General features: G+C 64.6%; 12 protein-coding genes and 2 pseudogenes. 9 read left to right on the top strand and 5 right to left on the bottom strand.

Going from position 1 to position 14,820, the window contains the following annotated elements; translation table 11 throughout:
• Positions 1-33 precede the first annotated feature (33 nt).
• Complete coding sequence (locus NW75_RS01580) at positions 34-744, top strand: SDR family NAD(P)-dependent oxidoreductase (protein ID WP_033963309.1); 711 nt, start codon at positions 34-36, stop codon at positions 742-744.
• On the opposite strand, the gene NW75_RS01575 is transcribed toward NW75_RS01580, so the two are convergent.
• From NW75_RS01575 to NW75_RS01555, 5 genes and pseudogenes are all read right to left on the bottom strand, one after another.
• Positions 741-1,937: an SAM-dependent methyltransferase gene (locus tag NW75_RS01575; protein WP_033963308.1), complete on the bottom strand. Its 1,197-nt coding sequence runs from the start codon at positions 1,935-1,937 to the stop codon at positions 741-743. The genes NW75_RS01580 and NW75_RS01575 overlap by 4 nt on opposite strands.
• Before the next feature lie 41 nt (positions 1,938-1,978).
• Positions 1,979-3,355: a cryptochrome/photolyase family protein gene (locus tag NW75_RS01570; RefSeq protein WP_033963306.1), complete on the bottom strand. Its 1,377-nt coding sequence runs from the start codon at positions 3,353-3,355 to the stop codon at positions 1,979-1,981.
• A gap of 133 nt (positions 3,356-3,488) precedes the next feature.
• Positions 3,489-4,522 (bottom strand): annotated as a pseudogene (locus NW75_RS01565) (2-oxoacid:ferredoxin oxidoreductase subunit beta).
• 28 nt (positions 4,523-4,550) lie between these two features.
• Positions 4,551-6,461 carry a 2-oxoacid:acceptor oxidoreductase subunit alpha gene (locus NW75_RS01560; protein WP_033963304.1) on the bottom strand — a complete coding sequence of 637 codons (1,911 nt, stop codon included), beginning with the start codon at positions 6,459-6,461 and terminating at the stop codon, positions 4,551-4,553.
• Between the two features lie 95 nt (positions 6,462-6,556).
• Entirely contained in the window at positions 6,557-7,483 is a 927-nt protein-coding gene (locus NW75_RS01555) for a histone deacetylase family protein (protein WP_033963302.1), read from the bottom strand.
• Between the two features lie 34 nt (positions 7,484-7,517).
• Between NW75_RS01555 and NW75_RS01550 the strand changes: the two genes are divergently transcribed.
• From NW75_RS01550 to cysD, 8 genes and pseudogenes are all read left to right on the top strand, one after another.
• Positions 7,518-8,477: an alpha/beta hydrolase gene (locus tag NW75_RS01550; protein ID WP_033963300.1), complete on the top strand. Its 960-nt coding sequence runs from the start codon at positions 7,518-7,520 to the stop codon at positions 8,475-8,477.
• A gap of 17 nt (positions 8,478-8,494) precedes the next feature.
• Positions 8,495-8,974, top strand: a complete 480-nt coding sequence (locus NW75_RS01545) for an RNA pyrophosphohydrolase (protein WP_033963298.1) — start codon at positions 8,495-8,497, stop codon at positions 8,972-8,974.
• 62 nt (positions 8,975-9,036) lie between these two features.
• The gene (locus NW75_RS01540) at positions 9,037-9,972 is read left to right on the top strand and encodes a DUF481 domain-containing protein (protein ID WP_033963329.1); all 936 of its coding nucleotides are present in this window, start codon (positions 9,037-9,039) and stop codon (positions 9,970-9,972) included.
• Between the two features lie 46 nt (positions 9,973-10,018).
• Positions 10,019-11,227 (top strand): hydrolase, encoded by a 1,209-nt coding sequence (locus NW75_RS01535; RefSeq protein WP_171010604.1) that lies wholly within the window; start codon positions 10,019-10,021, stop codon positions 11,225-11,227.
• The gene (locus tag NW75_RS01530; RefSeq protein ID WP_033963296.1) at positions 11,224-12,240 is read left to right on the top strand and encodes an arginine N-succinyltransferase; all 1,017 of its coding nucleotides are present in this window, start codon (positions 11,224-11,226) and stop codon (positions 12,238-12,240) included. The genes NW75_RS01535 and NW75_RS01530 overlap by 4 nt, the downstream gene beginning before the upstream one ends.
• A gap of 6 nt (positions 12,241-12,246) precedes the next feature.
• Positions 12,247-13,499: pseudogene (locus NW75_RS01525) on the top strand (N-succinylarginine dihydrolase).
• Between the two features lie 65 nt (positions 13,500-13,564).
• The gene (locus tag NW75_RS01520) at positions 13,565-13,783 is read left to right on the top strand and encodes a hypothetical protein (RefSeq protein ID WP_033963294.1); all 219 of its coding nucleotides are present in this window, start codon (positions 13,565-13,567) and stop codon (positions 13,781-13,783) included.
• 68 nt (positions 13,784-13,851) lie between these two features.
• Positions 13,852-14,754: a sulfate adenylyltransferase subunit CysD gene (gene cysD / locus NW75_RS01515; protein ID WP_033963292.1), complete on the top strand. Its 903-nt coding sequence runs from the start codon at positions 13,852-13,854 to the stop codon at positions 14,752-14,754.
• Positions 14,755-14,820 lie beyond the last annotated feature (66 nt).

Here is a 14,820-nt window from a genome sequence, read left to right as displayed (position 1 = left end):
TTAGACAAGCTCAGGGCGAACGGGAGTTAGTACATGACCGACAAGCCCCTCGCCAACCAGATCGCGCTCGTTACCGGTGCCAGTCGCGGTATCGGGGCGGCGACCGCCCAGGCTTTGGCGGCGGCGGGTGCGCATGTCGTGCTGACCGCACGCACCGCTGCGGGGCTGGAAGCGGTCGAAAGCGCGATCTTCGATGCCGGCGGGTCCGCGACAATCGCACCGCTCAACTTGACCGAGACCGACAGCATTGCCCGCCTGGGCGCGGCGATCGGAGAGCGCTGGCCTGCGCTCGACATCATGGTGCTTAACGCCGCGATGCTGGGGCAATTGTCTGCCGTGCCCGCGATCGACGTGAAGGAAATGGCGCAAGTCCTGACGCTCAACATCAGCGCACAGGCAGCGTTGATCGCGGCGTTCGACCCGATGCTGCGCAAGTCCAAACGCGCGCGGGTGATTGGCCTCACCTCCAGCGTGGCGCGCAAGCCGCGCGCCTATTGGGGGCTGTACGGGGCATCCAAGGCGGCGTTCGAAACGCTGCTCGCTTCCTATGGCGACGAAATGGAGCGGATCAGCAATGTCCGCACCGCAATCCTCGATCCCGGCGCGACGCGGACGGCGATGCGGCACAAGGCCTATCCCGGCGAAGACCCGAAATCGGTCAAGGAGCCAGCGGTGGTGGCCGACCGCATCGTCGCGCTGTTGACCGAGGATTTCGCGACCGGGCATTTCGAGCGGATCGGCTAAGCGCCCTTGACCAGCGTCACCTGTGCGACATCAATCCCGCCGCCGCGAAAGCCACCTTCGCAGTACATCAGATAATAGCGCCATAAGTCGATGAATTTTTGATCGAATTTCTTCGGCAAGCGACCGGAAGCGACCGCCGCGTCAAAACGATCGCGCCAGCGGCGCAGCGTCTCGGCATAATGTAGCCCGAAGCCGTGCCGGTCGCGCCACTCGAGCCCGTTCTGCTCCGCGAGCGCGCGAAACCGGCTTTCCGACAACAGCATTCCGCCCGGAAAGACGAAGCGCTGTATAAAATCGACGTTCGCCGCATAGGCCTCGAAGATCGCGTCATCGATCGCGATATATTGAATCGCCGCGCGCGCGCCGGGCTTCAGCGCCCGTGAGATCGCCGCGAGATAGGTGCCCCAATATTCCTGCCCGACCGCCTCGACCATTTCGATGCTGGCGACGCCATCGTACTGCCCTGTCACGTCGCGATAATCGGTAAGCGACACGGTGACGCCCGTCAGCCCGGCGGTTGCGATCCGCGCGTTGACCGCACGCTCCTGCTCCGCCGACAGCGTGATCGCGTCCACCGCCAGCCCGCGTCGCGCAGCAGCCTCGGCAAAGCCGCCCCAGCCGCAGCCGATCTCCAGCACGCGCGCGCCCGGTGGCAGCGCCAAGCGATCGAGGACCGCCTCGTTCTTGCGCGCCTGCGCCGCTTCCAGCGACTCCTCGGTCATGACCGGTTCGGCAAACAGCGCCGACGAGTAAGTCAGGCTGGGGTCGAGCCACAGCCGGTAGAAACCGTTGCCCAAATCATAGTGAAACTCGATATTTCGCTTAGAACCGGAGCGAGAATTACGTCGCAAGCCATTACGCCAATGACGTAAAAGCCGCATCGCGCCCTGCGCGCGCCCGGCCCCGCCAAGGGTGCGTCGGTTGCGCATGAACAGTTCGAACAACACCGTCGGGTCTGGACTGCGCCATTCGCCCTTCGACCAGGCGACGTACCAGCCTGCCGAGCCGCCGGTCACCAAGCGGCCCAGCGCGCGCCAGCGCACCAGATCAACCACGGCGTCAGGCCCCGGCGCTCGCCCGCCAAGCCTGCGCGTGCGCGTGCCGGGAAGGGTTGCCGTCAACGATCCTTCCGCCAAGCCGGCATCAATCCGGTCGAGCAAGCGGTCGAACAGAGTCGCGAGAAGGCTGGTCATCGCGGCTTCCCTCGCACCCTCAGGGCGCGCTCGCAAGCGGTTCAATGCGCCTGTTTTACTGCTGCCAGCGCCCGTTCGCGCGCCGCGCGGTGGCCGATGATCTTGGGCGGATAGGCAGCGGGCCGACATCCGGCTTCTTCGGGGTCGTGGATCGCGTCGCCGCGCACCTGCGCCAGTTCTGGCACCCACTGGCGAATATAGTCCCCGGCCTCGAATTTGGGCGATTGCACGAGGGGTGCCATGATGCGGACGAACATGTTCGCGTCGATCCCCGTCCCGGCGGTCCACTGCCAGTTGACCGCGTTGGACCCGTAATCGGCATCGACCAAGCAATCCCAGAACCAGCGCTCGCCCTCGCGCCAGTCGATCAGCAGATGCTTGATCAGAAAGCTGGCGGTAATCATGCGCACGCGATTGTGCATCCAGCCCGTAGCCCAGAGCTGTCGCATACCGGCGTCGACGATCGGATAGCCGGTGCGCCCCTGCTGCCATGCCTTCAGATCGGCGGCAGCGGCGGCTCCCGTGCGCCATGGCAACGTGTCGAGTGTCGGACGCCCGTTCCGGCTGCCATAGTCCGGGAATTGCAGGATCACATTTTGCGCATAATCGCGCCAGCCAAGCTCGCTGAAGAAGGTATCGACCGATCCGCCAGCTGCGGCCACCGCGTGCCACACTTGGGCTGCCGAGAGTTCGCCGAAATGCAGATGCGGCGACAGGCGCGAGCTGCCTTCGATCGACGGCAGATTGCGGGTTTCGTCATAAGTGGCGGCATGGCGTTTGAAGGCGTTCAGTTTGTGCCACGCCCCCGCTTCGCCCGGGGTCCAATCCGCTGCGAAGCCGGTCGCCCAATCCGGTTTGATCGGCAGCAAGCCCCACTCGTCGAGCCGCTCGCTGCGCGGCCAGTGCGCGGGCGCGGGAATCCTCGACGGTTTGGGCAGCGGCGCGGGCGGCGGCATCTGCTGCTGCAGCGCGCGCCAGAACGGGGTGTAGATCTTATACTGCCCGCCGCTGCCGGTGGCGATCGATCCCGGCGGCGCGAGATAGTTGCCGTCATGGCAGACGAGGTCGAGCCGCTTCGCCACCGCGCGTTCGGCATTGCGCCACCACGGCTCGAAGTGGCGGATGCAATGCACGCGGCTTGCCCCGGTTTCGGCGGCGAGTTCGGCCAGCGCGGTCTCGCATTTCCCGCGCCTCAGGATCAGCCGTGACCCCGCCGCACGCAGATCGGTATCGAGGCAGGCAAGGCTGTGGTGCAGCCACCAGCGCGATGCACCGCCCATGGCATAGTGTTTGGGAGTCTCTTCATCGAGGACGTACACTGGGATGACCGCCCCCTCCCCGATCGCAGCGGCAAGCGCGGGCTGGTCGGCAAGGCGCAAGTCACGGCGCAGCCAGAGGAGGGTTGGAACGCTGGTCAAGGCTTGGGCAACGTGCGGTGGAAATTACGCGCACAAAGCCACAAAGACACAAAGGATTCCCTCACTGGAACGGGCTTGCGAGATTGGTGATCGCTCAACCCACGTCCTTCTTTGCGCCTTTATGCGAGTTTCCTTACTCCGCCCGCGGCTCTTTCTCCACCTGCCAGGTCTGGCCCTGGCTCAGCAGATGCTGGAGGTTGGGCGTCTTGCCCTTGGCGGCTTCGATATTCTGCGTGACGACCGCGCTTTCGAAGGTCGGGGCGGGATCGTCGAACAGCACGCCCAAAGCCATCGGGAAAGTGCCGAACGGCATTTCCACCAGCATGTGCGCCAACCCGCGATTGGTCTGGTCATGGACAATCACGCCCGCCGCCTGCCAATCGCCATCGACCACGTCGACGACCTTGAGCACCAGCCGTTCGCGATCCATCGTCAGGCCCTTGGTGCCGCCGTCGAACAGCAACGGCTTGCCGTGCTCGACCCACATCTGGCTGCCCGCCGCATTCTTCTTCTCGGTGAAGGGCGCGAACACGTCGTCATTGTAGACGATGCAGTTCTGGAAGATTTCGACGAACCCCGTGCCCTTATGAGCGTAGGCCGCCTTGAGCACGCCAACGAGATTCTTGTGAACGTCGATCGCGCGCGCGATGAAGCGCCCGCCCGCGCCCAGCGCAAAGGCACACGGGTTGGCCGGGCGGTCGACCGAGCCGAACGGCGTCGATGGCGTGCGCGTGCGACGCGCGACGTCGGCGAATATTGCCCCTTGGTCAGACCGTAAATCTCGTTGTTGAACAGCAGCACCTGGCAATCGAGATTGCGGCGAATGAGGTGCATCGTGTGGTTGCCGCCGATCGACAGCGCATCGCCGTCGCCGGTGATGATCCACACGTCGAGATCGGGATTGGCGAGCTTCACGCCCGTCGCCACCGCCGGCGCACGGCCGTGGATGGTGTGGAAGCCGTAGGTTTCCATATAATAAGGGAAGCGCGACGAGCAGCCGATGCCGCTGACGAACACGGTGTTTTCGGGCCGTGCGCCAATCTCGGGCATGGTGCGTTGCACCGCCTTCAGAATCGCATAGTCACCGCAACCGGGGCACCAACGCACCTCCTGGTCGGTTTCCCAATCCTTGGGGGTGGACTTGGCGATGGGGGTCATGTCGTTCATCGGAGAAGACCTGAATGTTGGAAGCGGATTATGACAGGGCGGCCAAGGCGGCGTCGATCGCTGCCTCGATTTCGGAGATCAGGAAGGGCTGACCGGACACTTTGTTGAGCGGCTTGGCGTCGACCAGGAACTGGTCGCGCAGCACCGTCTTGAGCTGGCCGGTGTTCATTTCCGGAACCACGATCCGCTCATAACCCTTTAGCAAAGCACCCAGATTGGCAGGCATCGGCCAGATGTGGCGGATATGGATGTGGGCGACATCCAAACCCCTGGCGCGGGCGCGGCGCACCGCCTGGTGGATCGGTCCGAAGGTCGAGCCCCAGCCGACGATCGCCAGCTTGCCCGAGGTTTCGCCCAGTTCCACGATCTGGTCCGGCACCGCGATATTGGCAACCTTGTCGCGGCGGATTTCGGTCATCTTCTGGTGGTTTTCGGCACCATAATCGAGGTTGCCGGTGCCGACCGCTTTCTCGATCCCGCCGATGCGGTGGAGCAAGCCGGGCGTGCCGGGCTTCACCCACGGACGCTTCAATTTCTCATCGCGGCCATAGGGCAGGAATTTCCACTCGTCCGGATTTTCCGACGCGAGCTTGTCCTGCATTTCCTGCTTGCCGGCAAACTCGACCGGGAACGGGGCATAGCTGCTCATGTCCGGCACCAGCCACGGCTCCGCAGCATTGGCGATATAGCCGTCGGTCAACAGCATCACCGGCGTCATATACTGCACCGCGATGCGCACCGCCTCGATCGCGCAATCGAAGCAATCGGCGGCGGACCGCGCGGCGATCACCGGCATCGGCGCATCACCGTTGCGGCCATAGACCGCCTGATAAAGATCGGATTGTTCGGTCTTGGTCGGCAGCCCGGTCGAAGGCCCGCCGCGCTGCGAATTGACGATGACGAGGGGCAGCTCGGTCATGATCGCCAGCCCCATCGCCTCGCCCTTCAGCGCAATGCCCGGGCCCGACGACGAGGTGACGCCAAGCTGCCCGGCATAGGATGCACCGATCGCCGAGGCGATTGCGGCGATCTCATCCTCGGCCTGGAAGGTGGTGACGCCATATTCCTTCAGGCGCGACAGGAAGTGCAGGATCGCCGAGGCGGGCGTGATCGGATAGCCGCCGAAGAACATCGGCACGCCAGCCAATTGCACGCCAGCGACCAGCCCCATCGAAATCGACTCGGCACCGGTCACAGTGCGGTAGAGACCGGGCTCGGCTGGGGCGACACCGATATGCTGCTGCTTCATCGGCCCGGAAAGCTCGGCAGTTTCGCCATAAGCATGGCCAGCGTTCAGCGCGGCGATATTGGCCTCGGCCAACACCGGGGCTTTGGCGAATTTCGACTTGAGCCAGTCGATGATCGGCTGCCGGTCGCGATCGAACATCCAGAGCGCCAGACCCAGCGTCCACATGTTCTTGCAGCGCAGCGCTTCCTTATTGCCGAGGCCGAAGGGCTTCACCGCATCGAGCGTCAATTGCGAAATGTTGAAGCTCAGCAACTGCCACTTGGCGAGGCTGCCATCGGTCAGCGGGTTGGCGGCATATTTCGCCTTGGCAAGGTTGCGTTCGCCGAATTCGCCTTCATCGGCGATGATCAGGCCGCCCGCCTTCAACTGGCCGACATTCACCTTCAGCGCCGCCGGGTTCATCGCGACGAGTACGTCGGGGGCGTCGCCTGCGGTCTCGATCGCGGTCGAGCCGAAATTGATCTGGAAGGCGGAAACGCCGAACAACGTGCCCTGCGGCGCGCGGATTTCGGCGGGAAAATCGGGAAAGGTCGCCAGATCGTTGCCGGACAGCGCGGTGGACAGCGTGAACTGCCCGCCCGTCAACTGCATCCCATCGCCCGAATCGCCCGCGAAGCGGACGACAACCGACTCGGCGGCGGGGTGGGCGGAGGCTTCTTGGGGGGTTACTTCATGCGCGGCGGTCGCCATTACGTCTGTCCTGCGGGATATCGTTGTCATGCCCCTTATGCCTCGGAAGGCGGCGGGCCAAGGTAGTTTGAGCGTAGCGGAAGGCAACCGTTGCTTTAGGGCAACGCCACAGCGCCGGTAAAGCGCGCTTCCTGATAGGCTTGCCCCAGCGTCAAAATCGCGCGCACATGCGCCTCGGCGAGCACCGCGACGTCGCGCCCATATCCCCCGCCAACGGTGCTCGCGAGCGCAATGCCGCGTGCGGCTGCGGCACGGCCGACAAAGGTGTCGCGCGCCACCAGCCCCTGCGGCGTCAGCGACAGGCGACCGAGCCGATCCTCCGCCAACGGATCGACCCCCGCCTGATACAGAATCAGATCTGGGCGATACGCATCGAGCATTGGCAGCAAGGTTTCCGCCAGCGCCGCAAGATAGGCGGCGTCCCCGGTTCCGTCCGGCAACGCGACATCGCAGGTCGAGCGTGCCTTGCGCGCCGGAAAATTCTTCTCGGCATGAATCGAATAGGTGGCGATTCCCGGATGCCCGGCGGTGAGCGCCGCCGTGCCGTCCCCCTGATGCACGTCGCAATCGACCACCAGCACGCGCCGCGCGTCCTCTTCGGCAAGGCGAACGGCAGCGATGGCGAGATCGTTGAGCACGCAATAGCCAGCGCCCGTCGCCGCCAGCGCATGATGGCTGCCGCCCGCACTGTTCGCCGCAAACCCGCGTTCGAGGGCAAGCTTGCCCGCCAGCCACGTGCCGCCCGGCACCACCGCAGCACGCGTGGCAACCGACGGCGTGACGGCAAAGCCGATCCGCCGTTCCTTTTCGCGCGGAACTCGGGCGGCCAGCACCTCGGCGACATAGTCCGGATCGTGCACGGCCTCGAGCCAACGCAAGGGCATCGACACGGGTTCGCGCCATTCGATCGCGGCACCGTGTGCGCGCAACAGATCGCGGATTGCGGCATTCTTGCTGAGCTGGCTCGGATTGGCGGATTGGCCGGAAGCGACATAGGCTGGGTGATGGACGACCGCGATCATCCCGCTTAGGTAGGCATGCAGCTGGCACAGACCAATGGAGAGATGCGTGACCCAACCCTATGTCCGCCCCGATGTCGCGGGTTTCCTCGGATTTCTCAACAATCTGCCCGGCCCCAAGATGCACCAGCTCGAACCCCCTGCGGCGCGCGCAACCTATGCCGCGATGAAGGGCATTGCCGATCCCCCGGTTGGCGAGCTCGCCACCATCGCCGACCTCACCATTCCCGGTCCGGCTGGCGATATTCCCGCGCGGCTGTTCGACGTGGCGGAAAGCCGTGCGCCGGGGCCGCTCATTGTCTTTTTCCATGGCGGCGGCTTTGTGATCGGCGATCTCGACACGCATGCCAGCTTTTGCGCCGAGGTTTCGCGCACACTCGATCTGCCGGTGCTGGCGGTCGATTATCGGCTCGCTCCCGAATCGCCCTGGCCCGCCGCGCCGGACGATTGCGAAGCGGCAGCGCGCTGGGCGGCCGACAGCCCCGTCGCATTGAGTCGCAAGGTCACCGGTCTGGTGACTTGCGGTGACAGCGCCGGAGGCAACCTCGCGATCGTCGTCGCGATGGCGCTGCGCGATACGCCCGCCGCTGTTCCGGTGATCGCGCAATTGCCCTTCTATCCGGCGACCGACACGACGCAGGACTATCCTTCCTACAGCCAGTTCGCCGAAGGGTATCTGCTGACCCGTGACAGCATGGACTGGTTCAACGCTGCCTATCAGGCCGAGGCGGAACACATCCGCGCTTCGCCCCTGAAAGGCGATCTCACCGGAATGCCACCGGCGGTGGTGGTGACCGCCAGCCTCGACCCCATTCGCGACCAGGGCCGCGCTTATGCTGCAGCGCTGGCGCGCGCGGGCGTTGCCGTCGTGTACCGCGAAGCGGTAGGGAACATCCACGGCTTCATCACGCTGCGCAAGGCGATCCCCTCCTCGGTCGGCGATGTGGCGGGCGCATTGGCAGCGGCCAAGACGCTGATCGCCGAGGCCGGCGCGTAACCCCATAAGGACCGTTCATGACCGATATCGCCACCCTGCCCTACCGCCCCTGTGCCGGGCTGATGATCCTGAACGCCGACGGAAAGGTCTTCGTCGGCCAGCGCATCGATGCCGAGGTCGAGGCATGGCAAATGCCGCAGGGTGGCATCGACGATGGCGAGGATGCGCAAACTGCGGCGATCCGCGAACTGGGGGAAGAAACCGGCATCGCCCCCGACAAGGTCGAACTGATCGCGATCGCGCCCGATGAGCTGTTCTACGATTTGCCGGAGGAACTGGTCGGCAAGGTGTGGAAGGGCAAATGGCGCGGCCAGCGGCAGCGCTGGTTCCTGTACCGCTTTCTCGGCAGCGATGCGGACATCGACATCGCCACCGCGCATCAGGAGTTCAAGGACTGGACTTGGGTTGAGCCGCATACCCTCCCCGAAGTGATCGTCGCGTTCAAAAAGCCGTTGTACGAACAGGTGCTTGCCGCTTTTGCGCCGCATCTGCGCTGAACCGAAACGCGCTGGCGACGAACGCTATTCCGTTACGGCAATTGCCGCTCTATCAGGTTCGCATGCTTGCCATGCTGATCTTCGCTGCGCCCGTCCTTCTGGGCAACGCCGATCCGGCACCGCCCGTTCAAACCGTACCGGCCGCAACACCGCCTGCGCCCGCGCCAATTCCGCCAGCAGTCAAGGCGATGCTCGACGCCGCGATCGCGTCGAACAACGATGGCGAGATCGTCACCGTCGCCAAATATGCCCGCGCGCCGCCCCCCGAGGCGGCCAAGGCGATCGATGCGCAGGTGGCAGCCTGGAAAGCCGCGCAGGAAGCGAGCAAACGCGAGCGGATCGAGGATGCCGGGATTTTCGATCTGTGGCATGGCAAAGCCGAGCTGGGCGGCTATCTCACCACCGGCAACACCCGCGACGTTGGCGTCAGCGGCGCGATCGCGCTGACGCGCGAGAGCGTGCGGTGGCGGCACAAGGTCAATTTCGCCGCCGATTACAAGGAAAGCGGTGGGCTCATCAGTCGCGAGCATTTTCTTGCCGCGTATGAACCGAACTTCAAATTTTCGACGCGCGCCTATGTCTATGGCGCGACGCAGTTTGAGAGCGACCGTTTTCTTGGATATTACGACCGATATTCGGCATCGCTCGGTGCGGGATATAGCGCGCTGCGCGGCGGCGGGTTCAAGCTCGATCTCGAACTCGGGCCAGCCTATCGCAAGACCGATTTTACCGACTCCACCAAGGAGAATAGCGTCGCCGCGCGCGGCTCGGTCGATTTCGGGTGGAAATTGTCGAAAGCGATCAACCTGACCCAGGTCGCTTCGGCCTATGTTCAGAAGGTCAACTCGACCGTCAGCAGCACGACGGCGCTCAACGCGAAACTGATTGGCCCGCTCGCGGCGCAGCTGTCTTATGCGGTGCAATATGAAAGCACACCGCCAGTTGGCCGGGTCGGCACCGACACCACCAGTCGCGCGGCATTGGTCTATAGTTTCTGACATGCATGGGGTGGAGCGTGCGCGCGTGACCCGCTAGACCATCGTCATGGTGGGGATGACAGACGAGGAACGCGCAGCAATCGACCATGTCGCGACAGCGCCAATGCTGGCGCAGGTTGAAGCGTGGTCGGCGATCAATTCGGGCACACGCAATCTCGCAGGCCTGGCGCAAATGGCCGAATTGCTTGTGGCGGCTTTCGGCACGCTTCCGGGGGAGCCGGCGCTGGTTGTCGGCAACGCCGCACAGAACGTCGCCCCCGACGGCACGGTGACGGTGGTCGAGCACGGCAAGCATCTGCACCTGGTGGTACGGCCGGATGCGCCGGTGCAGATTCTGCTGACCGGCCATATGGACACGGTCTATCCGGTCGACCACCCCTTCCAGACGCTCACCACGCTGCCCGACGGCACGCTGAACGGGCCCGGTGTTGCCGACATGAAGAGCGGGCTGGCGGTGATGCTGGCCGCCCTGTCCGCAGTCGAGGCGAGCCCGCTTGCCCCGCGCATCGGCTATGAAGTCGTGATCAATTCCGACGAGGAAACGGGCTCTTTCTCCTCATCTGCGCTGATTGCCGCAGCCGCGCGCGGCAAGATCGCGGCGCTGACCTATGAGCCCGCGCTCCCCGATGGCACGCTGGCGGGCGCACGCGGCGGCACCGGCAATTTCTCGATCGTGGTCACGGGCAAAAGCGCCCATGCCGGGCGCAACCCCGACGAAGGCCGCAATGCCATCGTCGCCGCTTCCGATCTGGCGCTGCGGCTGTTCGCACTGCGTAGCCCGACGCTCGCGGTCAATCCGGCACGGATCGAGGGCGGCGGCCCGAATAACGTGGTGCCCGACCATGCCGTGCTGCGCATCAACTTCCGCCCCGCCGACCACGCCGAGATCGCCCGCGCCCAGGCCGCGCTCGACCGCGTGACCGCGGACGTCGCAACCGCGCACGACGTCTCCATCGCCGTCCATGGCAGCTTCAACCGACCGCCCAAGCCGATCGACCCCGGTGCCGCAAAATTGTTCGCTCTGGTCAAGGAATGCGGCGCAGACCTCGGCCTCGACATTGCATGGCGCGCCACGGGAGGAGTGTGCGACGGCAACACCATCGCGGCATGCGGCGTGCCGGTGGTCGATACGATGGGAGCGCGCGGCGGCGCGATCCATTCGCCCGATGAATTCCTGATCGTCGAATCGCTGCCCGAGCGCGCCGCGCTTTCCGCACTCACGATCCTCCGTATCGCCCAAAGGGGGGCCTTGTGACTCACGTAATCCGCGCCGCGCGCGACAGCGACCTGCAACCGCTTTACGAAATGGCGAAATTGACGGGCGGCGGCTTCACCAATTTGCCGCCTGACCGCGCTGCCCTGCGCGCCAAGCTGGAACGTAGCGCCGCCGCCTTCGCCCGGATCGAGGACAGCAAGGCCGACGATCTGTTCGTGCTGGTGCTGGAAGACCTCGCGACCGGCGAAGTGCGCGGCACCTGCCAGATCTTCACCCATGTCGGGCAGAGCTATCCATTTTACAGCTATCGGCTCGGCACGCTGACGCAGCATAGCAAGGAACTCGGCCGCACCTTCCGCGCCGACATGCTAGGCCTGACGACCGACTTGGAAGGGTGCAGCGAAGTCGGCGGCCTGTTCCTGCATCCGGGCGAACGTGCGGGAGGCCTGGGCATGTTGCTGGCGCGCAGCCGCTATTTGTTCATTGCCCAGCACCGCATGCGCTTTGCCGATCGCGTGCTCGCCGAATTGCGCGGGATCATCGATGAAGCGGGGGGATCGCCCTTTTGGGATGGCCTTGCCGGGCGCTTCTTCGGGATGAATTTCCAGGACGCCGACCAGTTCAACGCGGTGCGCGGGCATCAGTTCATCGCCGACCTGTTCCCCAAGCACCCGATCTACATCGCCATGCTGCCCGAAAGCGCGCGCGCGGTGATCGGCCTGCCCCACCCTTCCGGCCGCGCCGCAATGCGGATGCTGGAGAATGAGGGGTTCGCTTACGAAAACTATGTCGACATTTTTGACGGCGGCCCGACCATGCTGGCCAAGACCGACCAGGTCCGCACCATCCGTGACGCTCGAACCGAGCGTGTGGCGGCGATTGACGGCGATGGCGGTGAACCCGCGCTGATTTCGCGCGGGCGATTGTCGGATTTTCGCTGTACCTATGGAGCCCTGCAAGCGCGCGAGGACGGCGTCGTGCTGGCGCAGGAAACCGCCGCTGCGCTGGGCGTCGCCGAAGGCGATACGATCAGCCATGTCGCGCGGAACTGAACGGGCATGATCCGCGAGATCAATTTCGATGGCATCATTGGTCCGAGCCACAATTATGCCGGGCTCAGCCACGGCAATCTTGCCGCGACGCGCAACGCCGGGGCGACCGCCTATCCGCGCCGCGCCGCGCTGGAGGGCGTCGCCAAGATGCGCGCGAATCTGGCGCTGGGGCTGACGCAGGGTATCCTCCTCCCGCATGACCGGCCTAACCGCCGCTGGCTGGCCGCCCTTTCGACCCGCTATGACGCGGCCGATCCTGTCCTGCAGGCGCAGGCGATGTCGGCCTCGGCGATGTGGGCGGCCAACGCCGCCACGGTGTCGCCCGCCCCCGACACAGGGGATGGACGCTGCCACCTGACCGTCGCCAACCTCGTCACCATGCCGCATCGCAGCCATGAGGCGGTGGAGACGTTGCGCCAACTCCGCCTCGCCTTTGCCGACCCGGCCTTTACGGTCCACGAGCCCATTCCCGCGCCCTTTGGCGATGAAGGTGCCGCAAACCATATGCGGCTGTGCGAACACCATGATGCAGCCGGAATCGAGCTGTTCGTTTATGGCGTATCGGGCGGCGGCTTCCCGGCACGCCAACGGCTTGAGGCGAGCGCTGCAGTGGTGCGCGCACACGCGCTGGACCCGGCCCGCACGCTGTTCATCGAACAGGCCCCCGAAGCGATCGCGGCAGGTGCCTTCCACAACGATGTGGTCGCAGTGTCCAACGAGCGCGTGCTCTTCACGCACGAACGCGCCTTTGCCGATCGCGAAGCACCTATGCCGCAATTCGCGAACGCGCGCCCTGGGCCGAGATCGTGGAGGTTCCCGCCGATGCCGTCAGCCTGGCCGATGCGATCGCTTCCTATCTGTTCAATGCCCAGCTCGTGACGCTGCCCGATGCGACGATGGCGCTGATCGTGCCGCAGGAGGCGCGGGAGAACGCGGCCGTGTGGCGATGGCTGCAAACGATGCTTGCAGGCAACGGCCCGATTCGCAGGGTCGAGGTGGTCGACGTACGCCAATCCATGGCCAATGGCGGCGGCCCCGCTTGCCTGCGGTTGCGGGTCGTGGCGGATCCGGCGCGGGTCGACACCCGTTTTCTGGTGGACGATGCGCGGCTGAATCTCATCGCGCAGGTGATCGAACAGCATTGGCCCGAGGCGATTGCGCCAGCCGATATTGGCGATCCCTCGCTTGTCGACCGCGTCGGCGCAGCGCGCATCGCGCTGCTGGAGACGCTCGGAATCGTCGAGTTAATTTACAAGTAACCATTCAGAACAATCACAAAGCACGCAAATCCGCCATTGGCCCGACGCTTGCTTAACCCTTTTGCATGTGGACAAAATTCTGCAGCCTGTTCGTTATCAAGAACAAATTCGAAGCGTTCGCGGTGATCTATGCGCTGGCGCTCGGCGCGGTCGAGCGCGGGGTGCATTACCTCCAGCAATATCCGGGTATTGGCGGCTGGCTGCTGTTCGCGGTGTGCCCGATCGCCGTGTTCATGGCGGGCGCGCGTATCCTCGACTCAGTCGAGCACAACAGCGCCCCTTGAGGCCACTTTACGGGACAACAGGATAAGTTGATCGCACATCGGTCTTTCTGCTCTATCTGGAGCAGATCATGTCCGTCGCCCTGACCCATCTCCAGCGGCTCGAAGCCGAAAGCATCCACATCCTGCGCGAAGTCGCCGCCGAGGCCGAGCGCCCGGTGATGCTCTATTCTGTGGGCAAGGATTCGGCGGTTATGCTGCACCTGGCGAAGAAAGCGTTCTTTCCCGGCGTCCCGCCTTTCCCCTTGCTGCATGTCGACACGACGTGGAAATTCCGCGCGATGTACGACCTGCGCGACCGCGCGGCGCAAGCGGCGGGGATGGAGCTGATCGTCCACAAGAACCCCGAGGCCCAAGCGCAGGGCATCAACCCGTTCGACCATGGCAGCCTGCACACCGATCTGTGGAAGACCGAGGGACTGAAACAGGCGCTGGCCGCAGGCGGCTATGACGTCGCCTTTGGCGGTGCGCGGCGCGACGAGGAGAAGAGCCGCGCCAAGGAACGCATCTTCAGCTTCCGCTCGGCCAGCCAGCGCTGGGACCCCAAGGCACAGCGGCCCGAACTGTGGCACCTCTACAATGCGCGCAAGGCGAAGGGCGAGAGCATCCGCGTCTTCCCGCTGTCCAACTGGACCGAGCTCGACATCTGGCAATATATCCTCGCCGAAGACATCGAGATCGTCCCGCTCTATCTCGCGGCACCGCGTCCGACGGTGGAGCGCGATGGGGTGCTGCTGATGGTGGATGACGAGCGCTTTCGGCTCGCTCCCGGTGAAGTGCCGGTCGAGCGGTCGATCCGTTTCCGCACGCTCGGCTGTTATCCGCTGACTGGCGCAGTGGAGAGTACGGCATCGACCTTGCCCGAGGTGATCCAGGAAATGCTGCTGACGACCACATCGGAACGCCAGGGCCGCGCGATCGACCATGATCAGGCGGCGAGTATGGAAAAGAAAAAAGCGGAGGGATATTTCTGATGGCGACCAGCACTTCTCCCTCTCCTCCGGGGAGGGTCGGGGAGGAGGGCAATTGACACGGCGCAT

It is taken from the genome of Sphingomonas sp. Ant H11 (assembly GCF_000797515.1).
Lineage (GTDB): Bacteria > Pseudomonadota > Alphaproteobacteria > Sphingomonadales > Sphingomonadaceae > Sphingomonas.
The sequence above is the reverse complement of the archived record's forward strand: the minus strand, read 5'-3'. Positions and strand labels throughout refer to the sequence as shown.